The organism is Candidatus Nitrospira nitrosa, assembly GCF_001458735.1.
Classification (GTDB): domain Bacteria; phylum Nitrospirota; class Nitrospiria; order Nitrospirales; family Nitrospiraceae; genus Nitrospira_D; species Nitrospira_D nitrosa.
Genome location: NZ_CZQA01000008.1, coordinates 678,899 through 704,845, shown reverse-complemented (window position 1 = coordinate 704,845; position 25,947 = coordinate 678,899). Strand labels below are relative to the sequence as shown.

The window sequence follows — 25,947 nt, the reverse complement described above, 5'->3', positions numbered from 1 at the left end:
TAGGCAGATCCAAGGACACAACCAGGATTACATTTTGTGGTAGTCCGAGCTTGATACTCGTATTTGCCAGCTCTCCAACTGGGATGTGGAGCATCTCCAAGCCCTTGTCTGTTCAACCGAAACGGAGTAGGTGGCAGTGTCTTGTCTGTACTCCCTAAACTAATGAATCTCATGAAAAAGCCGATAATCAATTGAAAAGGATGGGTATAGGAACAGAGCAAGGAGCGACTCGTTTGAGCCGACTGGCGCAGGTAGGGCCCGGACGTCCGTTGTTCGTACCGGAAACCAGTAGTGGGCGCGCTGGTGCTAACGCAGTCACAGACAAAAAATATAAGGAAGAAAGCAGTCAGGTCATTTGATATCAATAGGTTACAAGGCTGCTTGTTGAATATCTACGGCTTCTGACTCCCGAGCATCATTGTTTCGGTCTTAGGCCTGATGGGGAGATCAAGTGCGAGACTTCGGAAGAGCGTCCATTGGGCTCTTAGGTACTGGAGATCTGCTAAGGTTAATCCGTGCGTTGGAATAAGAAACCCTCAATAAAATCAGATAAGACAGAGACGATCCGTACGCCGAAGCGTGGGGTGGTCGGCTACAGCAGGAAGAGTGCACTGCTGGAAGAGGCGATCACCCAAATGAACGCAGGGAAGTATGGCCGGTCATCCGCTGCGCTCAAGGAACTGCTGGCTCTCGACCCAGTGAATATGGAGGCGCGACGGCTTTTCGCGACCCTCCATCTTCGACTAGGAAGCCTCATTCCGGCGAGAGAAGCGTTCGACACCCTACTTGCCGAAGCCTTTCAGCGCCAAGACTACTGGCTCGCAGAATCCTTACTCCGTGAGTACCTCGCCGCCGGTCCGCGCTGTGTGCCCTACCTTGAAAAACTTGGGACCATCTATCAAGAAAAGGGAAATGTCCTTGAAGCCGTTGAAGAGTACGGAAAGGCCGTCGATATCTTAATTGAAGACCCGGATCCCGAACGTCCGGATCATGCAGGGCAACTCTATTCAAAAATACGCGAACTAGCCCCGGCGAGCCCTGTGGCGTTTCGCTTGGCTTCCTTTTTTGATGCGGAAACCGGCCAGTTAGTGCCACGTCAACCGAGTGTCCACAGGACCGACACTGCCCTACATCAAGACCTTCTTGACGAAGATTCACGGGAACAGATCGCTCCTGCTGGAGCGGCTGGAGTGATGCCATGGGACGTCCACGTTTCCCCTGAGGGGGTGGGGCCATCGGGTGCAACGTCGTCTCCAGGTGAAAGTGAACAACCAGCTGCGCAATCAGACCGCGGTGCTGATTCTCTGCAACACGCTCAGTCTTGCGACCACAGTCTAGACCAGTCGCGAGAGCTTCCACCTGCCGAGGCAGAACCTACGGGCATCAACGCTCAAACTAATCGACAGGCCGAAGACTCTATCCCAGAGGCTGGACAGGTCTCGACTATACCGGAGATCAGAGAGCAGGAGGTGGCTGGCGATTCCCTTTCTTCGCTCAGCTCCGTAGATTCCACCGTAGAGATCGCAGTGGCACCACCTGAAACTCATCGAGATGCGGTGGATACCGATTCTGCCACGCTCCAGGCACCGGAGCTGGTGCCATCTGGAATTGCAGAGACAACGGCTGTAATAAAGGACTCTCCCGCATCGACAGCGACGAGGGTGGATTCTGAACAGGCAGTCGACCCTTCGGGCAGTTTCTCCGCAGATATGGTGGAGCCCAGTCTGCCACCTCAGTCTGAGACCGACAAAGAGCCCATCCCATCTGTTAGGACAGAGGCATCACTTTCAGCGTCGATACTGGTCTCAAGCAACGAGAAAGCCTCTCGTTCGACTGACCAAGTCGAGCCGCTGAAACCAGAGGAGACCGCCAGCTCTACCGATTCGCCAATCGCTCCAGCACCAGTCGCGGTCGATGAAACAGCTCAGCCTTGGAAGCAACCAGGGTTTTCATGGAAATCCGTCTTTGATACAGCCTGGAAGTTCGGGGAGCAATCTCCTCCAAAGGATGAGTCAACGTGCCCAGCGCCGGCTCGCCTGGATAAGATTGTTACAGACACTCCCCCTGTTCCAATCCCACAGGACCAGCTCATACAGGAATCCGGAACAGAGATTCCAACGGAAGAGAAAGAAGCTCAGGGAAAAGATGAAGAGCCGGCAAAATCGCCGATTGCACCAATGCCATGGGATCAGGTGCAGGAATCGGTGCTGTCGATCCCTTCCGTCGAGATGGATCCTCCAATTGTGGCAGAGCACCTCGAACAATCCGTGGAGCAACCACAAAAGCCAGACAGCTCGCCACAAGTTTGTGAGAGTCAACTGCCGCCTTCACCATTGACCAAGAGTCCTGCTCCAGAGCCTGACACATTTACGTTTGCACAAGATGGCCCGGTCGTGATCTCAGAGGAAGGGCACGATTCTGCCGTGGAGACGGGCGAGCCATCCGTGACGGACCAAGGTACAGTGCAGATCGCGGAGTCAGCGCCGTTGTTCTCCCTCGTACAATCATCGCAGACCGACGATGTGGTATCGATTCCCTCACAGGAATCTCCAGCTCAAGCCTGTACCAAGGACTCGAGTCTAGACTCGGTCGTGAATCAGCACGAAGTTCATGGTAACCCGACCGAGTTTTCCATCAAGCAAGAGCAGCCCCACCCCAGTGCCGTGACTGAGGAGATTGAGCAAGGTCCCGAGGCGGAACTCCAGACGCCTGATTCTCAACCTGTCAACAAGGCCCTTCCCGAGGAAAGCGAGACCATTCGAGCTGTTGAGCCTGCTCCCATCGAACCACGCGCAACGGAGTCCATTGTAGACGATGGTAGGGGCTTGCCCGAGACTCCGCAAGCATCAAGGGCGTTGCTTCTCGACGATCAGTCTCCAGCGGTGATGAATGTTCAAGCACGCTCTCCGATTCCTGAGCCCATACATGCTCAACAAGAGCGGATGGAGGCTGATGACTGGATGCAGGCAGGTCAAGAGCCTGGTGCGATCTCCGTCACCCCAACGGACCCGGCGATTCTTGAGCGGCAGGAAGTCAGCCAGCCACTGCCGGCGGCTCACGAGACTGATGCCGCGTTCGTCGAATCTTCGAGGATCAAGAGGGCGTCGGAGGCGAGAACGCGTGCTGAGGAACCGGCACAGAGACAAAGATCGACGGCAATTGTAAATGGGCTGGGAATAGCGATCCTGGGCTTCCTGCGTAACTGCTTCTCGACCACTCAGGCCATCGTGAGGACTGCGGTCGGGTTGACGCTGCTGATCGGGGTCTGTGCCGCGCTTGGTCTTGGAGCGCTGGCCCTGACATGGATGATCATGGAAGAACCGCCGTCACCGACTTTTCAGAGTTTTACGACGACGCCGCAACAGACCATCTTTGGGGCTCAAAAGAATGCGTACACGCTACTGCTTGGGATCGATGCCCCAGCGGGGCAAGATCCTCTACGCGCTGGGGGTGAGGGGCAATCGGCCATCGGAGACCACACAACCGCATTGGATTGCTTCGGAACTCCTGGGGCAGAAACAGGTGATCGGTCGAGCGCGTCAGGCAGCACCATGCGTGGATGGGTTCGAGGATCGGACCCAATTGGCCAGTTCAAGTCGAATCAGGGGACCATCCAAGGATGGGGGAGCCGACATCAGGCGACGCTTGACCGGTATCGTCAATGGCAAAAGCTTCCATTCGAAGACTGGGGCTACGGTCAACCTGCCCATCCACCCTGCGAGGCGATGGTGTTTGCCCACCAACTGCATGTAGCCGATGGATTCGTACAAGGGACGGACGTTGCGGTTGATCGGCTTGAAACCGACATGGAGATGTGGCGCGTCGTACTGAGCCAGGCACGGACGCTTCCTGTGAAAATGTTGGCGCTGCAAGCGATCAACGACGACATTGTCCTCGCTTCGGGTTTGCTCGTCCGTTCGGATTTCGACACAAAACATCTAGGGCGCATCACTAAGTTTGTACGACCTCTTGACCAAGCCGAGCTGTCGTTGCGGTGGCCGATGCAAAGCGAACTAGTTTCGGCTGGGAAGACCTACGAGAGTCAGTTGAAGGCTGCGAGAGCTGAAGGTCAGGCAATCTCCGCGATGGTGGTATCGGCACTGCCTTTACCGAAACAGCGCCGGCTCAATGACTATGCCAAGTATTACGAAGCGTCGTACCAAGTCACCGGAGAGAAGCATTATGATTCCCTACCGAAGTGGAAAGACTATGTGCGTTTTCCTGCTGCTGGTGTGATGGATTATCTTGCCAACCCGATTGAGAATCTGGTCGGCATTGCCCCGCTGCCCGCATGGGATGTGTACAACGGAATGATGGTGGATACAGATGCCCATCTCAGGTTGGCGAGTTTACAGGCGTGGTTGCGACGCGGATCTTCAGAGGGTGATCTTCCCAACAAGATCGCCAAAGCTGGGCAGAATTTCTACGATCCCTATACGGGCCTCCCGATGTTGGTGAATCAGAAAAAGGGTCTACTTTACAGTGTCGGCCACGATGGGAAGGATCAAGATGCAGATCCACAAGTCGATGTGGTCGTAGAGCTTCCTGGCACATATACCTCCGCCAGCCAGGCGAAATCCTCCGCCTCTTCATCGAAATCGAAATAGGTCTGGTCCGACTACTCCTGGGCTGCCTCATCGACGCTCCCTTGACAGTGCGGAAAGTATTTCACACAATCAGCGGTCTGCTCACCGTGAAAGGACGGCCATGGAGTACGTACCACCATCAGTTGAGGCGGTCACATCGTGAAGAAGGGTACGGTCTGTCCGACTCGGATTCCGACGCAGATCGTTTCGAACGAAGAGTTCCGCCCCATTCCTCAGACGAGGCGGCAGCACCGTGTCGAGCGAGTAGCCGAGGGCCTGATAGAACGAGCGGTGACTCGTAGCGGAGTGACCAGGCGAGAGTTCTTGAACGCAACCAGTGGAATGGCTGCGGCGCTGTTGGCCATGAACACCGCATTCGGCAGATTTTTTAATATTGAAGAAATCGAGCTCTTCGAGACCGCCGCGTTCGCGGAGCAACAGGGCGCTCCCTATTTTATCTTCGACGTACAAACGCACTATGTCGGATCCGGCTATGACCCTACTGATGCGGAAGCGAATCGCAAAGGTGCCGTGTCCAAGCACGCGTTACTGTCGTTACGGCGGTCCATCCGTGAGTCCGGGCTCAATCCACGATTGGCTGGTGATCGGGGTACCCTCGATGACTTGTCCTGGGAGAATTTCATCAAGGAAGTCTTTTTTGACAGCGAAACCGCGATTGGCCTGATCAGTACACCGCCTGGGCCCTATCCACAAGAAGCCGTTGTCCCGCCAAAGGAAATGGCCCACATCCGAGACGAGGTTAATCGGTTAGCCGGCTCACAGCGGATGTTGGCCCATGGTCTGGTGACGCCCCAGTTGGGTGTTGCCGATTTGGATTTCATGGCCATGCAAGCCGAGACGCTCAAGGTCGAGGCCTGGAAGTGTTACACCGGATCCTGTCCGAAGGGATTCGACCGAGGCTGGCGGATGGATGATGAACGGATCGCCTATCCGATGCTGGAGCAAGCGAGAAAACTAGGCATCAAGCGAATCTGTGTCCACAAGGGACTCCCACTGGGTCCTGTGCCGGACTACAATCATCCGAGAGATTTGATTCGGGCGGCCAAAGACTTTCCCGATCTTAACTTTTTGGTGTATCACTCGGGTCTCCGAGGTGTCACGTCGATCGAACAGATCTTCGCCAAGACCGGTGAAATTCCATGGACCACAGAATTCTGCCGGATGAAGGAAGTTGAGCCTGGTATCTCCAATATCTATATGGAGCTGGGCTCGACCTTCGCTCAGTTGGTGACCACCTATCCTGTGATTTGTGCGCACCTGCTGGGACGGGTCATTCGTGCATTCGGCGTTGACCACGTCTTGTGGGGAACGGATTCGATCTGGTATGGAACACCTCAATGGCAAATTGAAGCCTTTCGACGATTCCAGATTCCCGAGGTATTGATCCAAGAACACCACTATCAACCTCTGACGAGGCAGGTCAAAGAACGAATCTTTGGTCTCAATGCGGCGACGGTGTTCGGGATTGATGTGGAGACGATACGACACGAGGTGCCACGTGACGCCCTGGGCCGGCTCCGCATGAGCTATCTGGAGGAGGGGCCGGAGCCGAGTCGTCGGGTCTATGGGTGGATCGCGGGGTGAGTTGGTCACCGGTGCCCCATGTTCGCTGCCCGCTCAGCACGCACGTAAGAATGATGTGGATAGTTGACCAATAAGAGGTGGTGTTTGGCGCATGTGCACAATCAAGACATGGGCCAGCCTCGTTCATAATGTGTGACAGGAAAATAGAGAGGAGATGAGATAATGAAGAGTGAAATCCTATATCCGGGGGCGTTTCCCATGGCCCGTGTGGAGTTAGGCAATGGAGAGCAAATCAAGGCGGAGTCAGGTGCGATGGTGGCCTGCTCACCGACCATCGACATTGAAAGTAAGATGGAAGGGGGATTTTTGGGAGCCCTCTCACGAAAGTTTCTGACCGGAGAAAAGTTTTTTTTCCAGACACTCAAAGCCACTCGAGGTGCCGGTGAAGTCCTGCTGGCTCCGACGGTGCCAGGGGAAATTGTTGTCTTAGAGCTCGATGGGGTCAATGAGTACATGGTGCAGAAGGATGGGTTTTTGGCCGGGGCGGATGGGGTGACCATCGACAGCCAGATGCAGAGTATGAGTCGAGGGTTGTTGGGTGGCGAAGGGTTCTTCATTCTGAAGATGAGTGGGAAGGGGATGCTGCTTCTCAACAGCTTTGGGGCCGTTCACAAAATCGAATTGAAGCCAGGCCAGGAATACATTGTGGACAACAGTCATCTGGTCGCCTGGTCGACCACAACGTCCTACAACATTGAGAAGGCCACGTCGGGATGGGTGGCGAGCTTTACCTCGGGCGAAGGCTTTGTCTGTCGATTCCGTGGGCCGGGTGTTGTCTACATTCAGAGCCGGAATCCTGGTGGCTTTGGAGCGTGGGTGCGACAGTTCATCCCTGTGTCTGAGTAGCGGTAGCTGAAACTGGCTGCTAACTTTGTCCTTGGCTCGAAACATCCTCAACGTATCCCGAGCGAGGAAGGAGCTGTCTGGGCAGCTTGGGTGGGGAGCGTGAAAGCTGTTACGCCTCCGGTTGTTTCTTGTCTGCGGCCTGGTTGGCAGCCGGTCTGAGCATCCGCGGGAGAATTTTCGTTCCGCAACGAATCAATCAAGGGCGATACCATGACCGAACTTGAACCTAACGCACTCTGCTTCGGTGATGAGTTCCCTGCCGCTGGTGCCCCTTGTCTTGTCCATGTTGAAGGACAGGGAGTGACAATCACGTTTCTCTCGGATCACGCGGGAGCTGAGAGCCGCTCGGAGTTCGTGGAATTTTCCGACCTCACGATCTCTGCGGGCGGGTTAGATCATAATCAGCTCGTTGCGGCATGGTTGAGTTCAGCTGGGCAGCGGACGCTGTACCTGAAAGGTCCCGAGCTCATTCGAGCCTTTCGGCAAGCGGCGCCTGCCCACTTGAGTCAACCGCTGGAGCAAGCCGCCGAGCAAGTCCGTCAGGTCCGACAACGGCATCGGGTCGTATGGGGGCTCGTCGGTGGATCGGTCCTTGCGGTGGTTCTGGGATTGTGGTTCGGAAGTGATCTCTTGGTTGAACTCGCCGTCAATCGCATTCCGGTCGAGTGGGAACAGAAGTTGGGTGAATCAGCCTATCGTGAGTTCCTGACAGGGCAGGATGTGATGAAAGATGGACTCGCAGTGGGTGCGGTCAAGGAAATGACACAGCGCCTAGCCAGTCATGTGCCCCACAACCCATATCGATTCGATGTCACTGTGGTGAAGAGCGATGTCGTGAATGCGTTTGCGCTGCCTGGTGGGTATGTCGTCGTCTTCACGGGCTTGATGAAAAAGGCGGACAGTCCGGAAGAAGTGGCGGGAGTCTTGGCGCATGAGCTGAATCATGTGCTCCAGCGGCATGGTCTTGAACGGATCATTAAACAGCTGGGGTTTGTGGCCGTCGTGTCGATTGTGTTGGGCAATCCGCCCGGCCTGGGTGGGGTCATGAAACAGCTCGGCATTGAATTGATGACGTTGAAGTTTGGCCGCGCGCAAGAGACGGAGGCGGATACCACCGGGCTTGATTTGCTGCATCGTGCCAAGGTGAACCCCGAAGGTATGATCACGTTCTTCCAACGACTGGCTGAGAAGGATGACGGGCGAGTCGAGTGGCTCTCCACCCACCCGATGAGCAGTGCCAGAGCAGATCATCTCAAAGCGCGACTCGCGGAGATGCCGAAGCAGACGCCTGAGCCGTTCTCGTTCGAGTGGGTCAAGGTTCGCGATGCGCTGGGCGTGTCATCAGGCTCTGCTCCGTGAGCCGGTCGGGGCTTATCCGTATCGGGGTCATCGCCGACACGCACGGCCTGTTCGATCCGGCAATTGTGCAGCATTTCCAGCATGCCGATCATATCGTTCATGCCGGTGATATCGGCAAACCTACAGTCATTCAACGTCTGAAAGACATCGCTCCCGTGACGGCGGTTTCCGGCAATGTTGACGGATATGAGGAGAGCGGTGTTCCGTCCGAGGCGATCATCGAGCTCGCAGGGCTCCGGATTGCGATCAGGCATATTTTGTATGCGAGCGGCAAGCTTACGAATGGAGGACGAGCTTTTCTTGATCGCACTCGACCGGACATTTGCATCTTTGGTCACACGCATCAGCCCATGAACGCGTGGCTTGACGATACATTGTTGTTCAACCCGGGATCAGCCGGCCCCAAACGATTTACGTTGCCCAGGATGCTGGGGATGATCACGGTCGGTGCACGGCTGTCGCCGAGACACATTCGTTTGAACGATCGAGTTGTATGAGTCGGCGATTTCTGATGAGGCGCGATTGTGCCTAAATCGTGGATTGTGCTAGGAGAGCTTACGCGAAAAGTGAGACGACTGGATTCTTTTGACAAAAGGAGGCGGTGATGAGCAGATTGGGTCAGAGAACGATTGCGATGGTGGTGTTGCTGAGCGTAATGACAATGAGTACTGCGTGCTACGGTCCGTTCAATCTCACGAAGAATGTCTATCGCTGGAACAGCAACGTGAAAGGTAACGGCCAGGTCAATGACAAATGGATGAAAGAGATCGTGTTCTTCGGTATGTTGATTGTCCCGGCCTATATGTTCTCAGCATTGCTGGATACCTTCATCTTCAACTCGATGCATTTTTGGACAGGGGAAAGCCCCATCAAGGAGTCCGATCTCGGCAGCGATGGCACCAAGGTCGCGACAGTGGGCGAAACCACCATTCGATGGACTCCGTTGGAGGACGGTGCAATGGTGAGCTTCGAGCGCCATGGTATCGTCGAACGCCGGGCCACGATCGTCGCCAGCGCAACGGGCTATCGCCTGGTGGATGAACAGGGGAATCTTCTCTCGGAAGCTGAGTATGCTGCCGATGGGACGGTTCGCCTGCTTAATGGTGAATGCCAGGTTGTGAAGGAGTTGAGCCGGGAGCAGCTGAGAACACTCGCCGAGGATCGGTTCGCAATGGGTGCTGAAGTGGGAAGCTAAGGAAGCGCTGAAAGTTAGCCTGGTGCCGGTTCGGCCGGCATCAGGCTCACGCGGAAAATTAAAAGCGTAGTCCAATTCCAAATAATCCATAGTGAGTACGAAAATCAACGGCCAGTCCCTCCCAGTGATAGTTTGACGACAGATACCGATACTCGCCAAACAAAAAAACCGCGATATCTCGCTGTGCATTGAAGAGACTGAGGTGGGGGGTTAGCACGACTTGTGCTCCGCCGAGAAATTGATGCGTGAAGGCGCGGGCTGAGTCAAAGTCCTTGTCGTCGCGTCCTGCGATGTTTGGATTAAGAAGTGTGCCGTGGGACCAACCAATGCCGCCGCCAACGTATGGGCGAAACCGTTCGCCCGGATAGCGGAGGATCACGTTGAAGGTCGTATTAATCATGAGCAAGCTCGAACGTCCAGTTTCACGATTACGTCCATTTGCGATATTGGGAAACTCGAGATTCATGCCATGAATGTTGGAGTCCATCTCGAGACCTGCCATTCGATTCAGGACGGATGGAAAGACTCCGATCTTGAACCCCGCTCCAAAACCCTGCTCAACTGAGGCAGAAACCGTCGTCCCTTGGTTGAATAGATCCTGATTCCCGGGCAACGTGCCTAGGGCATATCCACTTAATTCAATATCTCCGAATTCAGATGGGAATGCGACGTCGGTAAGGCTGGGGCAGCAAGACAGTACACTCAGGAGCGCGGCGGATCGTACCAGGGAATCAAGTCCCATGGCTCAACAAGAGCGTCAAGGCAGAAAAATGAAAGGGCCTTCCGGAGAGCATCCTGAAGGCCCTTATCACCTAGCGCGTAACGCGAACTGACTAGTTACCGCGAACGATCGTGCACCATTCGCCAATCACGCCAAGAATGTTCTTGGCAGAGTGATCGACCACCGCAACGGTGGTGATCCCGCCAGCCGCTTTTGCAGCTGAGACACTCGCATCACCGGTGGCGACCCAACCCAGGATCGACTGGCCGCATGCCTTACCCTCTTTGGAGGCTCCTGTTGCGTCGGTGGCGGTATCGCCGTACTTCGCTTCGGTGTAAATCGTCCCCAACATCGGAGATGCGACAATCATGCAACCTGATGTGCTGAGTCCGATGAGGACTGCGAGAGAAAGTAGAAGGCTCGTCCGCTTCATGAATCCTCCTTGTGGATGAAGTTTGATAAACCCTTGTGGCCTGCCTAGCTCTACCTAGGCGAGTCACCGAGCTGGAGTATAGTCATATACGTGAAATCCGTCAATCTGAAAGTTGCTCTGTCAGGAGGCTGTAACATGTGATAAGGATAGCGAACAGATTCACCTGCGACCTGAATTTGCTCGTACCTCGCTGACGTGATATGAGTGGGCAAGCAAGAGTGAGGGGATCTATGCCAATCAAAACCAGCCTTCTTCAAACGCCTTCTCGAGTACTCGGAGTCTTTATCTGTGCGGTGTATCTGTCCGGGTGTTCACTTTTCGGCGGATCATCCCAGAGTTTTTCAATCACGTCGAATCCAGTGGGCGCTACCGTGCGGATCAATGGTCAGGAGGTTGGTGTGACGCCGCTCCAACGTGACGTTTCGCGGCGCGGGGACCTGTTGGTCGAAGTGGAGAAAACAGGGTACAAGAGCCAATTTCGGCAGACCTCCAGAAAGCTGAGTTCCTTAGGCATTGTCGATGTGATCGGTGGAGCGGTGCTTCTGCTTCCGCTGATTGGTCTGGTCGCACCAGGAGCATGGGAACAGGACCCTGCTGTGATGGGGTTCTCGCTAGAACCTGCCGCACCGTCGTCGGCCTCCACTCCCGCGCCCTGAAGCTGCCGGGACTGTCTGATCACTTTACTGGAGAGCTTACACGATGGAATAGAGGTGTATTTAGATAAATACATATAGGTAAGATTGGTCATACCGGTCAGTTCAGTACTTTGATTTGCAGCCTGGCTTCTTGTAGGTTTTTGTGCCGTCCCGCCATTCAAGATTGCATGCTCTGTAAGGAAGTAGAAAAATCGTTACGGTGATCATCTCATTTCATTACAGGCAAGATTCCTTGGTTCCTCCTTGTGGATGAACGTTGCACATGAAATTTTTGTAAACATTGGAGACGAAGTCAGCTATACTCTGCGGTGTTTTGGTAATGGTGTGAGTACTTAACCACTTTCTAACGGAGGAGGACTTATGTCGAAGAAGGTGCTTTTATTAGCCGTCGCGATCCTGTTTGGTGCCCAGGCAGGGCTGGCAATGGCGGCAAATCCAGACACCGGTCCAGGCTGTGGATTGGGGAAACTGGCTTGGGGAGATTACAAAGGGCAGAAGGAAATCGCCCCGCAGGTAATGATGGCTACCACGAACGGAACATTCGGCAGCCAGACATTCGGCATCAGCTCTGGTACCTCCGGATGTACGAACGACGGCAAAATTATGGGCGAGCACAAGACGACCATGTTTGCCTCGCTGAACTTTGACGCTCTCACGGCTGAAATGGCGCAAGGGCAGGGCGAACATTTGGCCTCGCTTGCGACGCTGATGGGCATCCCTGCGGAGCGTCACGGAGAATTCTTCGCCATGACCCAGGAGCGATATACGTCCTTGGTTCAAGCTGGGGAGGCTTCTCCGGTTGCATTGGTGAAGTCCCTCAACGATGCGGTCGCGGGCCATCCGGTCCTCGCACAAGCATCAGTGCGCTAAGTTGTTGCAAGGGCCCTGGCATACTCGTCAGGGCCCTTCTTGTTTCTTTTACGCCGTGCTGCTCCTCCTCATCGGTTTTCTAGCCTGTCTCGCCGCTCCGGCTCCATCCGATGCACAGCAATCAGATCGGGACTTCTATCAGCGGCAGCTCATCGGCCAGGCTGAACAAGCCAGGCTTGCGGAGCAACGTGAATGGCATTTGTTGTTGCACTACCGGAAGAATCTCTTCGGGGGATATGAGAGCGAACAGGACGATCCTGGGTTTTTCCTATCATCCAAAGGCAAGACGGATCCTGCTGCTGAGCTTGCAGCGACGCTTGCGCAATTCTTTTCCGCTGATGGTGTTGGTCGCTCGAAGCAGCCTGCACAATGCGCGTTCATTGCGCGGTATCACTGGCTCAAGGAACAATTGCAGTTTGACCCAGCCCGCCTCCCACCCATTGTCTGTGAGCGGTTTGATCAGTGGTATGAGGATTTTGAGGTTCAATCGATCTCTCTGATTTTCCCCGCAGCCTTTTTGAACAACCCAGCCTCCATGTTCGGCCATACCTTGTTCCGGGTTGATCAGAAGGGGCAGACAGAGCAGACAAGAATCCTGGCGTACACCATTAACTACGCGGCAGAGGTGCCTCCCAACGCCGGTCTTGCCTATCCGATTCGAGGGATCTTTGGAAGCTATAAGGGGTATTTTTCGACGATTCCCTACTATCTCAAGGTGCAGCAGTATCGAGATATCGAAAACCGAGATATTTGGGAATATCGCCTGAACCTCACGGGAAACCAGCTGAGGCGCTTTTTAATGCACGCCTGGGAGTTGGGAAATGCCTATTTCGATTATTTCTTCTTTAAGGAGAATTGCTCGTATCATATTCTCGCGCTTTTGGACTATGCCGATCCGGGATTGCACTTGACCGATGAGTTTATTGGGTGGACGGTTCCAGCCGATACGATTCGATTGGTCGTGTCAAAACCGGGCCTGGTGTCTGATATCACGTATCGGCCTTCTCGCAGCACGGTCATCAAGCGTAAACGAGAAGCATTGCCAGCGGAGGAACGAGATCTGGCTCATCGAGTGACTCAGGATATTGGGGTATTGACTTCACCAGCGTTTACTAAATTGGCCGCAGCCAAACAAGCTTTTCTGTTGGAGTTGGCATCGGAATATCTGCGCTATCGAATTGACACCACAGATGATCGAAAACCAGAATGGGATGTGAGAAAGAAAGAAATTCTGGCCACTCGCAGTCAGCTCCGGTTCCCGCTCACGGATTTTCCTGTGCGCCCATTCGCTAAGCAGCCGGAGCTCGGGCATAAGATGCATCGAGTGTCGATCGGAGGAGGTTGGCGTAATAACGATACCTTTGAAGAAGCGACGTTTCGCGGTGGCTATCACGACTTGCTCGATCCAGAAGTCGGGTATACCCCCGATGCGCAAATCGAAATGGCCTCGGTCACAGTGCGGCACTATAACCGAGCGGATCAGACCAGAGTGGAACGGGCGACATTGCTCAACCTTCTTTCCCTCTCGCCGATTGACGCCGTCTTTCACGCTCCCTCGTGGAAACTCAACGTCGGCATGAATACGATCCGGCACAATGATTGTCGGCTCTGCAGCAACGGATTTTTCAACGGGGGCATCGGCGGGGCCAAAGAATTGAACTTGCTGAATCGGGAAGTGGTGTTTGCCTTTGCAGAGACTGAAGCGAGTATCAGTAAGGCGTATGATGGGATGCATCGAATCGGCGGCGGGGCAACCATCGGAATGTTGGCCGATATCACCGCGCGTTGGAAACTGATGGCGACGGGTTCGTATCTGAGGTTTCCCTTGGGGGATAAGTCGGATGATATCCGGTGGTATGTTGGGTCACGTTTTACCTTGGCGCAGAATTGGGCGGTCAGGCTGGAATACAATCATCGGGATCGGGATAATGATGTCCTTTTCAGCGTCCAGGCCTATTTTTGAGTGCGGGATGGTCCTGCTGGGGAATTAGTACTTGATGCGCTTGAGGTGGAATCGGGAGAAGGTGTCTGGCTCGAGCGTGGGGTGGGGTGTGTTCGTTCTTGGATGGTTAAATTCAACATCGCTCTCCTCTTTGCTCGCTCCGACCTTGCTAGGCTCAAAGTCCGGTTCCTTGTCCCCGATCATCGCCGTCATGACAGAGCACCCGGAGAGGGTCAGCAGTACGTATAGGGTCAGCAGCACAAACAGTCCGCACAGCATACTGGAACTTGCCTTGAGCATCTCAGATCCTCCATTCTGGGGTAAGCCGCAAGCTCTAACGGCATGAGCTATAGCCTGGTTTAGCAAATAGGACAAGCAAACTATGACTTTCTTCATGCGTTGAAGGTAGCTGGTTGAGGTGGGGCTTATGCTTTCTTCTCTGAGCCAGTTTCGGTATCCTGCCTCCGTGGGCTTCCTCGATCAATTCTTTGTCTACTATCCTGAACCCTGGCAGGACCGAGACTGGGCAAGACTCAGTGGTTTGCCGCTCGAAGAGGTCTGGTTTCAAGCAGCGGATGGAGCTCGCTTGTTCGGATGGTATGTCGAATCAGCAGCTGATCGCCCGGTTGTGCTCTGGTGTCACGGTAATGCGGGAAATATCAGCCACCGTCTTGAGAATCTAACGCTGTTGTTCCGACTTGGATTATCTGTGTTTTTGTTTGACTATCGAGGATATGGAAGGAGTCAGACGGTTCGTCCAAGTGAGAGGGGACTGTACGACGATGCCTATGGGGCCTATGACTATCTTACGCGCACCAGAAAAATTCGCTCAGAACGGATTGTCTTGTTTGGGCGATCGCTTGGAACGACTGTGGCAGGTGAACTAGCCGTACAACGACCGGCTTCCGCACTGATCCTTGAATCGTCCTTTCCTTCCATCGAAGCTGTGGCGAAATTTCATTATAGTGGGTTGCCGGTTCATTGGCTTCTTGGAGCGGAGCATCGGTTGATCGATCGCCTCCCCCAGCTCTCACTTCCGAAGTTGATCATTCATGGAGACAAGGACGACATCACGCCGATCGAGCTGGGACGCCAGGTTTTCGACGCAGCCACGCCACCAAAGGAATGGTACGTGATCGAAGGGGCCAACCATAATAATAGCTATCTTGTGGGCGGACGTGCGTATTTGCACCGGCTCGGGGTGTTCATTCGCACCGCTACTGCAACGTGATTCTCGGCAGGCCGTGGCTCGGCCATGCCCCTATGCAGGAACACACCGAGGATAGGCACACCTCCCTCCTCCTGATCCCGTTGTCAATTTGAATGCGGCATTTGCCTTCGCCTTTCATCTTGCCGTCTTAACAACGTTTCCGTCACGCCGGGTGCTTGATTGGTATGGTGGAGCCGGCATCACAGTCTGCTCGGTCGGGGTAGGTTATAGAGGACTCTTGTGTCTGTCTTAATCGCGTGTAGTCGTTCGCCGTGGGCATGGACCATCCTACCGTCCGATATAATTTGCGGATACGTTTTCGAAATGTGAGCCAATCGCAGTAGGCTGCGTGGCGAGGAGAATCGATCATCTGAATCGGTCCACGTAGATCGCCGTGTTCCTTTTGTGCGATCTCACGGAGAAGTGTATCTTGGCCGGTATTCCGATCTTGACTGAGCAGGTACTGTGCGACGGTTGCCGCGAACAGCTCAAGATGGGGGAATACGGCTGCGTTACCCTCGTAGAATCCCAGCGTAAATAGATTGGGGTGTTTGCGGGAAAAACAGGTCATGAAATGGCCAACTCCGTGCCCCATCCATTCAATATGTTCTGGGTCAAGATATGGAAACGCGGCTTTATAGCCGGTTGCATACAAGATTTGATCAACTTGAATTGAAGACCCATCGACGAAGTACACGGTGGAACCCGCGAAGCGTTCGACGTCCGGCTTCGGGTGGAGATCCCCGTGGGCAAAGCAAGAGAGGATATCGGAATTAACGATCGGTTGAGATTCTAAGACGCGATGTGTGGGCTTTTGCAAGCCGTACCGTGTGAGGTCACCCTGCAAGATGGTCAACATGTGGCCAAACACCCACTGCCTAAGACGGAACGGGATCCACTCATTTTCTCGCTCATAGATATCGGCGGGTTTTCCAAACATGGTCTTTGGGAGGAAGTGGTAGCCCCTGCGCATGCTGATGTAGGCAGCCCTTGCGCTTCGGGCCGCTTCAGTCGCGATATCACAGCCGGAGTTGCCTGCTCCGACGATCAAGACGCGCTGATTTCTAAATTCCTCAGAGCTTCGATAGTCTATGGAGTGCCGTTGGAGGCCATCGAATGTACCGGGAATCTCGGGCCAGTTCGGCGTCCAATGCATCCCTGATGCACAGACGACGCTTCGATAGAGTCGAGTTTCTCCCCGAACCGTGACCAACCAGAAACCATCCTGTGGCTCAACCCGTTCAACCGCGCTTGAAAAGTAGATGTGTTTGCGAAGCCCGTACGCATGAGCAAACGCTTTCAAATAAGCGAAGATTTCGTCACGTCTCGGGAAATCTCCGCCAGGAGGGAATGGAAAATCCATGAACCCTGATTCTCGTCTGGAGGAAACGAAGTGGGTGTTTTCATAAACGGGAGTCCCAGGGTTATCGATGTCCCACAAGCCGCCGACATCCATATGACGCTCAAAGATATCAAACGGTAATCCTGCCGCGAGAAAGGCTCGGGCTTGTGCGAGCCCGGATGGGCCTGCTCCAATGATACAGTGTCGATCTGTACAGTCGATCATTGCGGTGGGCATGAGGTTCTCCTTTCTACCGTCTTTTGTGCATAAAACAATCACCTACTTACTGCAGCGTCGATGACATGCTGGCGCCCGGCACACAAAGGATGTGCGATGGGAGTTCAGCGGATGGTTGACTGATAGACGATTCCCCATCACAGGGCATAAGTCTCTGCCACGTGTCGGTCGTGCTTGGGCTAAAGCACGAAGTGTGCCATGTGAGAGGTTGAGCGTGCGGTTGTACGATTACCAATTAAATATTCACAAGGCCCAATAGGTATGAGTGAGCGTTTGGTGAAATCCGATGACTGTCCGCCGTAATCTATGAATCTATTTGGATACTCATGAATGCAAAATGATTCAGTTGCATTTGCAAATGAGCACATCGTGCTATTGCAAGTCATGATGTGGGTACACAGGAAGCAGGTGGGTAGCCATGACGGGAGTGGATCATATCAGCGCCGCGTCATGGCAGTGGTGGCGGCAATGGTACATCACGCAAGGAAGCAGCCATTGGGTGTACCCCTATCAGTAGATGGCAAGCGACGCCTATCATCGAGCTGGACTCAAGGCCTAATAGTGTTATCCATCTGGTAGATGGGTCTGTCGCATGATACCTGCTCGAATCGAGCGAATAGTTCCACGGCATTGAGGGTGTCGGAGCTCTATGGGAGTCGCTTCCATCCATGACGACCGCACTCTTACCCTAACGCGATAGCTGTAATGCGAGTCGTCATCGGCCGAGATCACATCGGTTGATGTCTCACCGTGCTGGCGGGTTCTGTTCAATTTGTCAGAGTTGTGCGTCTTCGGTTTGGGTCGTTCCGCCTTGTTGTCCTGGGGGATGGACAAAAGCCTCGATCATGCCCGGACATTCCGATTGTGCCGCTGAGACATTTGCGGCAAGTGAACTCCCAATAAGTGAATGGAGATCACAAATACATACAAATATATTCTTTCGAAATGCTGATGTTTCAGAAAATAGAATCCAATTGGATTCAGTGCGTATCCATTGTGATACATGGTTAGCATTCATAATAAGTACAAACTCGTCAGGATCTTATCGAAAACCTCAAAAAGGATGAGCTGGTGGCATGAGGGAGGGATGGCACGTGTGTTGCTAGGCCTGCAGGGTGTCGCGTTAATGGGTACGCGATAGACAAGCCTGACAGTCGATGACCTGGAGGAATAAATGATGAAGACCGCGCACACCGTGAGCGAACAGACGCAGACCGAGCCGATCGCATTGGTTGGAATTGGATGCCGTTTCCCTGGCGGAGTCACCCATGCCCATAGTTTTTGGGAGCTTCTTAAGACGGGGCAGGATGCGATAGTCGATGTGCCGTCCGATCGATGGAATGTGCGCCGCTTTTACGACCCGGATGCCAACAAGCCGGGGAAAATGTATGTCAAACAAGGCGGGTTTTTAAGACAACGGATCAGTGAGTTCGATGCGTTGTTTTTTGGGATTGCACCTCGTGAGGCGGAATGCATCGACCCACAGCAACGGCTGCTGCTGGAGACCAGCTGGGAAGCGCTGGAAGACGCGGGAATTCCGCATGGCGCCCTCGCGGGATCAAACACAGGTGTGTTTATCGGTGCGTTTACGCTCGACCATAAACTGACCCAGATGGGCAAGATGAATCGACAGCTTATTGGGACACATACGGCCATCGGGTCGACCATGACGATTCTCTCAAATCGCATTTCGTACGTATTGGACTTGCGGGGGCCAAGCATGAGTCTGGATACCGCCTGTTCCTCGTCCTTGGTGGCGGTCCATCTGGCGTGCCAAGCCATTTGGCGGGGAGAGTGTGATTTGGCACTTGCCGGCGGTGTGAATGTGATGATGCGCCCTGAGTATCCCATGGCGATGTGTAAGGGCGGATTTCTGGCACCGGATGGTCGCAGTAAGAGCTTTGACTCCAGGGCGAATGGGTATGGGCGCGGTGAAGGAGCTGGGGTGGTGGTCCTAAAGCGTGTATCGGAAGCCATGCGTGACGGTGATTCGATCTATGCCTTGATACGTGGTACGGGAGTCAATCAAGACGGAAGGACAAACGGCATCACGGTTCCCAACCCGCAATCACAGACCGCCCTGATCCAGCGAGTGTGTACGCAATATGCGATCGACTCACGAGATATTCGCTATGTCGAAGCCCATGGGACTGGTACTCCCGTGGGAGACCCCTTGGAGGCGAAGGCACTTGGGACAGCGCTTGGTCATCCTGAGGAGCACGATCCATGTCTACTTGGCTCAGTGAAAGCCACCATCGGTCATCTTGAGGCGGCAGCGGGTGTTGCCGCGATCATCAAGACGGCCTTGTGTTTATCCCATCGACAAGTGCCGCCACAGGCAAATTTGGAAACTCCCAATCCTGATATTCCGTTTGAAGCGTTGGGACTCAAGTTGCCACGGCAATTGGAGGAACTCGCGCCTGGTGCAGAACAGGTCTGTGCAGGGGTCAATTCGTTTGGCTATGGCGGGACCAATGCGCATGTCGTTCTACAAAACGCTCCCCTCGTGGAGGCGGACGGGCTCCTGGCAGCACCACTGGACTCGGTGCACTGTCTTCCGCTATCGGCGCGTAGTGAGCATGCGTTAACCGCCTTGGCAAAATCCTGGCTGGAGTACTTCGGTGAAAGGCCGGAAAGGCGATTGTCGGATTTGGCCTACTCAGCATCCTGCCGTCGAGGTCATCATGATCATCGCCTCGCTGTGACTGGAGCTTCATGGGAGGAAGTGCGTGGACAACTGCAAGCATTTGTCGAGCAGGGAATGGGCGAATGGTTCGCATCGGGCAAGCGAGGCAATGAGTCTGAACAGCCCCCGGTCTTTGTCTACACCGGTATGGGACCTCAATGGTGGGCCATGGGGCAGGAACTGTACGAGAAGGAGCCGGTTTATCGGGCAGCTGTGGAGGAATGCGATGCCATCTTCAGGAATATAGCGGGATGGTCAATCTTGGAAGAGATGCGTAAGCCGGAGCAGGATTCGAGAATGGCGGATACCGTTATCGCTCAGCCGGCCAACTTTGTCATTCAGGTCGGACTCACCGCTCTGTGGCGGTCTCGCGGGGTCAACCCGGGCGCAATTATCGGCCATAGCGTTGGTGAAGTGACTGCTGCGTATGTCGCCGGAGTGTTAACGCTGGAGGACGCAGTACTGGTGAGTTACCACCGCAGTCGCATCCAGAAAAAGGCGGCCGGTACCGGGAAAATGCTGGCCGTGAACTTGAGTCAAGACCAATGCGCGAGCCTCTTAAAAGAGATGAAGGGCGAGGTCTCCATTGCTGCCATCAACAGTCCCACGGCCGTGACGTTGGCTGGAGATGCCCTGGCATTGCAGGCCATTCAAGAGCATCTTGCTCAACGCGGAGAAGCCGGTCGCTTTCTGCAAGTCGAGGTTCCGTATCACAGTCCGTTTATGGAGCCGCTCAAACCGGAGGTCCGCTCGGTCTTGGCTCAGTTAAAACCACAGAAACCGACCATCCCGCTCTATTCGACCGTGACCGGAGATGTCGTCACCGGAGTACTCTACGATGCCGAATATTGGTGCGACAATATTCGAGAACCTGTGTATTTTGCGGAAGGAATTTCGAGTCTCTTGCGGGATGGGCATCGAGTCTTCTTGGAAGTCGGACCGCATCCAGTACTGTCGACTTCCATTAAGGAGTGCTGTCGGCATCGCAATGTCGAGGCGCAAACGATTGCCTCGTTACGTCGCCAGAAACCCGAACGGCGCACCTTCTCCATGGGGCTTGCCCAGTTGTATATCGCGGGCTGCCCGATTGATTGGCGCCGGCAGTACTCGGCTGATGGCCGCTATGTGAAGTTGCCGACGTATCCCTGGCAGCGAGAAGTGTATTGGAGTGAGGACGCGGAGTCACAAGTAGATCGCATCGGCGAATCGCTTCATCCATTGCTGGACCGTCGTGTGCCAAACCCACGACCAATGTGGGAGGCCGCAGTCAATGGGCAAATTCTCCCCTATCTCAATGATCATCAGGTGGATGGATTAGTCGTGATGCCCGGTGCCGCCTATGTTGAGGCCGGGTTGGCCGCATTTCAGCAGGTCACGGGGGATGCTCGATGCGCATTGGTCCAACTACAGTTTCATCAAGCCTTGATGCCAAATGCCGGTGGGGCTGATCAGATTGTGCATGTGGAGCTTGATCAGACCAGTGGGGAGTATGGATTTTACAGCCATGAAAGTACCGAGCAACAGAACTGGCAACTCAATGCGTCGGGGAATATCTTTGCCATTCAGGAGACGGAAAGCCTGGTGATCGATAAGGATGCCATTACTGGCCGCTGCGGCGAAAGCGTGAATATTGAGAAGTTGTATGAGGGGTTAGCCGAGCGCGGCTTGTGGTATGGACCCTCGTTCCGAACCATTCGAGGGCTGCAACGCGGGCAGGGTGAAGTGCTGGCCCGAATTGAGTTGAGCCAGGAATTCAGCGGGGACGAGGCCGCATATCACTTATACCCGAGTCTCCTGGATGGCTGCTTCCAGTCATTGATCGTGACGCTGGAGGGAAGCGACAAATTCTACATGCCTGTAGGGATTAAGCGGCTGACGTATTACGGCAAACCGGGGAAGGCATTGTGGTGCCATGGCCAGCTTACCACTGTTACCGACGAAGACCTCGTTGGTGAACTGCAGCTCTTCGATGATACCGGCAAGGTATGGGTATCAGTCGAGGGACTGCGCTGTCGTGGGCTTGCCGCGCAACATGGGAATCCGATTGAGCAGCTGAAGCAATGGGCCTATGCCTGGGAATGGAACTCGCAACCACTACCGCCTAGTCAGGCAAAAACAGGCACCTGGATCGTTCTTACCGATAGGATCGGGCTTGGTGATGCGCTGTGCGATGCGCTGGAAACACATGTTGAGAATACGGTAATCCGTGTGCCGTACCCCACGTATGCGGAGCACGAAGGTGAAGAGATCCCGAGCTTCGGATCACGAGAGATCGAGCGGTTACGCAGTGTATTGCAGCAAGCTCAAGAGCGGCATCTTGATGGCGTTGTGTACTGCTGGGGAACGCAGGACCCTGCCGATACCGATGATCCAGCCGGCATTGCTCGGACCGGACTTGCCGTACAAGTCATTCAGCTCTTGACCAGTATGTTTGAGGAACGATCTCCACGATTGTACATCGTGACGCAAGGGGCGCAGGTCGTCCCACCGACTGAGAGGATTCATGGTCTGGCGCAGACCTCGTTGGTGGGACTTGCGCGAGTGACGTTCAATGAGCATCCTGCTCTCCGCTGCACCTTGGTGGATGTGGCGGCAATGGATCCCAATGTCAGGGCATTAGCGCACGAAATACTTGCCGATGATCGGGAGGATGACGTGGTGCTTCGTGACGATGGACGGTATGTGCATCGTCTGGAACGGTTGGCGGTCGATGCAGCGGTATCCGACCGGAGGACGGTAATGGCGGATGCGGTAGAGGCGTTCCGCCTTCATGGAACGGGGCGTCCCACATTTCAGGCGATGCCAATACCGATCCCGCAAGTCGGTGAAGTCGTGGTGGGGCTCGAATACATCAACAGCAGCAGTGTTCAGCTCGAGGCCGGTGCAACCACAGAGGAGGTGCGAGGGTATTTTGCCACGGGAACGGTTACGGCCGTCGGGGAAGCAGTCGGCAAGTGGAAGATTGGAGACAAGGTATTGATCGCTGCGGAAGGGCGACCGGCGTCGCATGTCGTCTGTCCCATTGATCGGGTCTTTTCAGTCGATCTCTACCGGGGGTTTGACGATTCAGAAACGGCTGCAGTTCCCACGACGTTCTTCTCTGCGTACTATGCGCTGCAGGCGATTGCTCGTCTTATTCCCGGGGAGACCGTGCTGATCGATGCCGCATTGGGAGCTCGTGCCATCGCAACTCACCGAATTGCCCGTTGGTTGGGTGCCAAACCCTATCTCTACACTACCACGGAGGGGCTCGAAGGCTTAAACGGCGAACCTGTGATGCTCTTGTTCAACAAACCTGACAGTGCGTCATGGTCGGAGGGTATTAGGCAACTCCAACATATCCGCGCATGGGTCCATGGGATCCATACCAAAGAGCACACGCTGATTGCCAATTCTCTGTCACCAGATACACAGGAACTTATCTTTGCGGATGGGGCGACCAGAGGGTCAGTAATGGGAGGTCTGGGCAGCTGTACGATCATCGATGCGGTGAAACTGGCATTGACGGCCCCTCAACTTTTTGGGGAATTGTTTGGCAAAGTTGGACAGATACTTACTCATCAAGTTGGATCGCCCTCGGTGTCGCAGATTGTCTCAGTGGAAGAGGGGCTTAGCGGACCATCTAGAGAGAATGAGAAAAGGGGAAGCAGCGAAGCTATCGTCTCACTCATTGATCGAGCGTCGATTGAGGTCGTTGATGATCGCGTCACTCCATTCTTCAAAACCGACGGCACATATTTGATCACCGGTGGGTTTGGAGGCTTTGGTCTGGAGACGGCGACGTGGTTGGCGAAACGTGGTGCGAGGTATCTGGCCTTGGTGGGGCGGCGTGGGGCCGCAGCGGAACATGCCAAAGCCGCAGTTCAGTCCCTGGAGTCACAGGGGGTCAACGTGTTGGCAATTGCGGCGGACATGTCGGACGAAAGGCAGGTGGAGGAGACGTTGGCACAAGTAGCTAATCAGTTCCCTCCCCTCAAGGGTGTGTTTCATGCGGCAGGCATCTTGGATGATGCGCCAATCGCAGAGCTGAATCCAGATCGTATCGCCACAGTCATGAAGGCGAAAGCCCTGAGCGCGTGGTACTTGCATACGCATACGCTTAAGTCTCAACTTGATCATTTTGTGCTCTTCTCATCGGTCTCTTCGCTCATTGGCAATGCACGGCAAGCGAGCTACGTAGCGGCGAATACCTTCCTAGATGCCTTAGCGCATCATCGCTCTGCTGCGGGCTTGGCTGGTGTTTCTGTGAATTGGGGGGCCATCGCAACAGGGATGGCGACTGAGAACGATGACGTCGTAAAGCATCTGGAATTGATGGGGATGTCGGCCATTACTGCCGAACAGGCCTTAGAGGGGTGGGCCCATCTGCGTGAGAACGATCTCCCGCAAGTTGGGATCATGAATTGTAGTTGGCCACGCTGGAGAGAATTCGAGCCGACTGGCGGGAATGCACCAAGGTTTTCCACGCTCACAGGTGGAGGTGAGAACAGCAACTCAATGACTGAGCGCTGTCAGGCTATCAGCGAACTGCCGGTGCATGAGCGTGCGGCTGCGATGGGGCAAGCCGTTGCGGAGCAGGTTGCACGGGTGCTGCGCATGCCCTTGTCCCAGGTCGACCTACAGCATTCACTGGCGCAAATGGGAGTGGATTCCCTGATGTCCGTCGAGTTGCAGGCGGCGATCGACCAGGTGTTTGGCGTGCGGATTTCAACATTGGAACTCATGAGAAGCAAGAACCTGCTTCATCTTGCGGAGTTATTAATGGAGCGCACAATTCAGGCTGTAACGAACAAGAGTGTTGATCCGCAGACCGAGGATCCATCGATCATTGATCGGATGTCGGCCTTGGATATCGACATCCTTCTCGACAAAATGTTGCAGGAAAAGGAAACTGCATAATGAAACAGACAACAGATGTGTCAGCGATGACGGAGGCTCAAAAACGGGCCTTGCTGAAGGAGCTCTGGCTTCGTAAGGAGAATGAGAAGAGCCGAGAGGGTGTCAATGGAGAGATTTCGGAGGAGTGGTGCCGTGTAGAAAAGTTTCCAGGATGTCGTCTGTTAACCGAAACCGGGGAAATGTTCAAGGCACTGGCGGTAGAGAATCCATATTTTAGTGCACATGATGGAATCAGCGATCATCTCACCATGATCTGTGGCAAAGAGTACATCAATTTTTCAGGCTATAACTATCTGGGCTTATCGGGGCACCCTGAAGTGTCCGCAGGGGCGAAGAAAGCCATCGATCAGTACGGGACGTCTGTTTCCGCCAGTCGCATTGTGTCCGGAGAAATTCCTCTTCACCGTGAGCTAGAAACAGCCTTGGCTTGTATCCATAACACAGAAGATGCGGTGGCGTTGGTCAGTGGGTACTCAACGAATGTGGCCGTCATTGGGCATTTGTTCGGGCCTCAAGATTTGCTCGTGCACGACATGTTGATCCATAACAGCATTATTACCGGTTGTCAGCTCTCCGGTGCTAAGCGGTTGGCCTTCCCGCACAACGACTGGAACGTGCTGGATACACTGCTCAAACAGCACCGTGGTCGGCACGAACGTGTGTTGATCATTATTGAGGGTGTGTACAGCATGGACGGCGATATCCCAGATTTACCGCGGTTTATAGAAGTGAAGGAAAGGCATAAGTGCATGTTGATGGTTGACGAAGCTCATGCCGCCGGCGTGATTGGGCCTCGGGGGTTTGGTTCTCATGATCATTTTGGGGTCAATGCCGGGGACGTAGAGATTTGGATGGGCACGTTAAGCAAGTCGTTTGCGAGTTGCGGGGGCTATATCTGCGGGTCAAAGGCATTGATTGATAACATTAAATACAATGCGCCCGGTGCGGTGTTGTTTAGCGTGGGGATTTCTCCAGCGAACGCCGGTGCGGCTTTGACTGCAGCCAAGATCATGATGCGCGAGCCAGAACGCGCCGAACGCTTGCGAGCCAGATCTTCGTTGTTTCTCGAGCGTGCGAAGCACCGTGGATTGGATACAGGTTTAGCAGGAGGCACCGGTGTCGTGCCTGTGATTGTCGGTAACTCAATGCGGTGCTTGCAGCTGAATCAACGCCTGATGCGCGCCGGGATCAATGTGCATCCCATTATGTATCCGGCGGTGTCAGAAGCCGCGTCGCGGTTGCGATTTTTTATTACAAGTAATCTGACCGAGGCCGAGGTGGTGTACACGGTGGATACGTTGGCCGAGGAGCTCGCAGCCTTGAAGCAAGGCTGAGCAAACCTATTTGCCATTGACATGAG

The 25,947-nt window shown here is 54.4% G+C and carries 16 protein-coding genes; 12 read left to right on the top strand and 4 right to left on the bottom strand.

The window, feature by feature from the left end:
• Positions 1-515 precede the first annotated feature (515 nt).
• The 6 genes from COMA1_RS12100 (at position 516) to COMA1_RS12075 (ending at position 9,591) form a co-directional block, all read left to right on the top strand.
• Complete coding sequence (locus COMA1_RS12100; RefSeq protein WP_090748780.1) at positions 516-4,607, top strand: tetratricopeptide repeat protein; 4,092 nt, start codon at positions 516-518, stop codon at positions 4,605-4,607.
• A 138-nt stretch (positions 4,608-4,745) separates the two neighbouring features.
• Positions 4,746-6,191: an amidohydrolase family protein gene (locus COMA1_RS12095; RefSeq protein WP_090748778.1), complete on the top strand. Its 1,446-nt coding sequence runs from the start codon at positions 4,746-4,748 to the stop codon at positions 6,189-6,191.
• Positions 6,192-6,353: 162 nt separating this feature from the next.
• Positions 6,354-7,037, top strand: coding sequence for a TIGR00266 family protein (locus COMA1_RS12090; RefSeq protein ID WP_090748776.1), 684 nt, complete (start codon positions 6,354-6,356; stop codon positions 7,035-7,037).
• Between the two features lie 210 nt (positions 7,038-7,247).
• Positions 7,248-8,396: a M48 family metallopeptidase gene (locus COMA1_RS12085; RefSeq protein WP_090748774.1), complete on the top strand. Its 1,149-nt coding sequence runs from the start codon at positions 7,248-7,250 to the stop codon at positions 8,394-8,396.
• The gene (locus COMA1_RS12080) at positions 8,393-8,893 is read left to right on the top strand and encodes a metallophosphoesterase family protein (RefSeq protein ID WP_176698010.1); all 501 of its coding nucleotides are present in this window, start codon (positions 8,393-8,395) and stop codon (positions 8,891-8,893) included. The genes COMA1_RS12085 and COMA1_RS12080 overlap by 4 nt, the downstream gene beginning before the upstream one ends.
• Before the next feature lie 107 nt (positions 8,894-9,000).
• On the top strand, positions 9,001-9,591 hold the full coding sequence (locus COMA1_RS12075; protein ID WP_090748770.1) for a DUF3332 family protein: 591 nt from the start codon (positions 9,001-9,003) through the stop codon (positions 9,589-9,591).
• Between the two features lie 58 nt (positions 9,592-9,649).
• On the opposite strand, the gene COMA1_RS12070 is transcribed toward COMA1_RS12075, so the two are convergent.
• Both COMA1_RS12070 and COMA1_RS12065 read right to left on the bottom strand, forming a co-directional pair.
• On the bottom strand, positions 9,650-10,333 hold the full coding sequence (locus COMA1_RS12070) for an outer membrane protein (RefSeq protein WP_090748768.1): 684 nt from the start codon (positions 10,331-10,333) through the stop codon (positions 9,650-9,652).
• A gap of 91 nt (positions 10,334-10,424) precedes the next feature.
• Positions 10,425-10,745 carry a TRL-like family protein gene (locus COMA1_RS12065; RefSeq protein WP_090748766.1) on the bottom strand — a complete coding sequence of 107 codons (321 nt, stop codon included), beginning with the start codon at positions 10,743-10,745 and terminating at the stop codon, positions 10,425-10,427.
• A gap of 230 nt (positions 10,746-10,975) precedes the next feature.
• Between COMA1_RS12065 and COMA1_RS12060 the strand changes: the two genes are divergently transcribed.
• The 3 genes from COMA1_RS12060 to COMA1_RS12050 all read left to right on the top strand — a co-directional run bounded on the left by COMA1_RS12060 (position 10,976) and on the right by COMA1_RS12050 (position 14,234).
• Positions 10,976-11,401 carry a PEGA domain-containing protein gene (locus COMA1_RS12060; RefSeq protein WP_176698009.1) on the top strand — a complete coding sequence of 142 codons (426 nt, stop codon included), beginning with the start codon at positions 10,976-10,978 and terminating at the stop codon, positions 11,399-11,401.
• A 360-nt stretch (positions 11,402-11,761) separates the two neighbouring features.
• Positions 11,762-12,271, top strand: a complete 510-nt coding sequence (locus tag COMA1_RS12055) for a DUF3015 domain-containing protein (protein WP_090748762.1) — start codon at positions 11,762-11,764, stop codon at positions 12,269-12,271.
• A 1-nt stretch (position 12,272) separates the two neighbouring features.
• On the top strand, positions 12,273-14,234 hold the full coding sequence (locus COMA1_RS12050) for an Lnb N-terminal periplasmic domain-containing protein (RefSeq protein WP_245631035.1): 1,962 nt from the start codon (positions 12,273-12,275) through the stop codon (positions 14,232-14,234).
• A 24-nt stretch (positions 14,235-14,258) separates the two neighbouring features.
• On the opposite strand, the gene COMA1_RS12045 is transcribed toward COMA1_RS12050, so the two are convergent.
• Entirely contained in the window at positions 14,259-14,513 is a 255-nt protein-coding gene (locus tag COMA1_RS12045; RefSeq protein ID WP_090748756.1) for a hypothetical protein, read from the bottom strand.
• 127 nt (positions 14,514-14,640) lie between these two features.
• On the opposite strand from COMA1_RS12045, the gene COMA1_RS12040 reads away from it, so the two are divergent.
• On the top strand, positions 14,641-15,444 hold the full coding sequence (locus COMA1_RS12040; protein WP_245631034.1) for an alpha/beta hydrolase: 804 nt from the start codon (positions 14,641-14,643) through the stop codon (positions 15,442-15,444).
• Positions 15,445-15,586: 142 nt separating this feature from the next.
• Here COMA1_RS12040 and COMA1_RS12035 read toward each other — a convergent pair whose 3' ends face one another.
• Entirely contained in the window at positions 15,587-17,002 is a 1,416-nt protein-coding gene (locus COMA1_RS12035) for a flavin-containing monooxygenase (protein ID WP_090748754.1), read from the bottom strand.
• Positions 17,003-18,176: 1,174 nt separating this feature from the next.
• On the opposite strand from COMA1_RS12035, the gene COMA1_RS12030 reads away from it, so the two are divergent.
• On the top strand, positions 18,177-24,587 hold the full coding sequence (locus tag COMA1_RS12030; RefSeq protein ID WP_090748752.1) for a type I polyketide synthase: 6,411 nt from the start codon (positions 18,177-18,179) through the stop codon (positions 24,585-24,587).
• Positions 24,587-25,921: an aminotransferase class I/II-fold pyridoxal phosphate-dependent enzyme gene (locus tag COMA1_RS12025; protein WP_090748750.1), complete on the top strand. Its 1,335-nt coding sequence runs from the start codon at positions 24,587-24,589 to the stop codon at positions 25,919-25,921. The genes COMA1_RS12030 and COMA1_RS12025 overlap by 1 nt, the downstream gene beginning before the upstream one ends.
• The last annotated feature ends 26 nt before the right edge of the window (positions 25,922-25,947 follow it).

Excerpts from the sequence above, each read along its gene's own strand:
- COMA1_RS12090 (WP_090748776.1), top strand. The coding sequence starts at position 6,354 with ATGAAGAGTGAAATCCTATATCCGGGGGCGTTTCCCATGGCCCGTGTG.
- COMA1_RS12085 (WP_090748774.1), top strand. The coding sequence starts at position 7,248 with ATGACCGAACTTGAACCTAACGCACTCTGCTTCGGTGATGAGTTCCCT.
- COMA1_RS12075 (WP_090748770.1), top strand. The coding sequence starts at position 9,001 with ATGAGCAGATTGGGTCAGAGAACGATTGCGATGGTGGTGTTGCTGAGC.
- COMA1_RS12070 (WP_090748768.1), bottom strand. The coding sequence starts at position 10,333 with ATGGGACTTGATTCCCTGGTACGATCCGCCGCGCTCCTGAGTGTACTG.
- COMA1_RS12065 (WP_090748766.1), bottom strand. The coding sequence starts at position 10,745 with ATGAAGCGGACGAGCCTTCTACTTTCTCTCGCAGTCCTCATCGGACTC.
- COMA1_RS12060 (WP_176698009.1), top strand. The coding sequence starts at position 10,976 with ATGCCAATCAAAACCAGCCTTCTTCAAACGCCTTCTCGAGTACTCGGA.
- COMA1_RS12055 (WP_090748762.1), top strand. The coding sequence starts at position 11,762 with ATGTCGAAGAAGGTGCTTTTATTAGCCGTCGCGATCCTGTTTGGTGCC.
- COMA1_RS12045 (WP_090748756.1), bottom strand. The coding sequence starts at position 14,513 with ATGCTCAAGGCAAGTTCCAGTATGCTGTGCGGACTGTTTGTGCTGCTG.
- COMA1_RS12040 (WP_245631034.1), top strand. The coding sequence starts at position 14,641 with ATGCTTTCTTCTCTGAGCCAGTTTCGGTATCCTGCCTCCGTGGGCTTC.
- COMA1_RS12035 (WP_090748754.1), bottom strand. The coding sequence starts at position 17,002 with ATGCCCACCGCAATGATCGACTGTACAGATCGACACTGTATCATTGGA.
- COMA1_RS12030 (WP_090748752.1), top strand. The coding sequence starts at position 18,177 with ATGATGAAGACCGCGCACACCGTGAGCGAACAGACGCAGACCGAGCCG.
- COMA1_RS12025 (WP_090748750.1), top strand. The coding sequence starts at position 24,587 with ATGAAACAGACAACAGATGTGTCAGCGATGACGGAGGCTCAAAAACGG.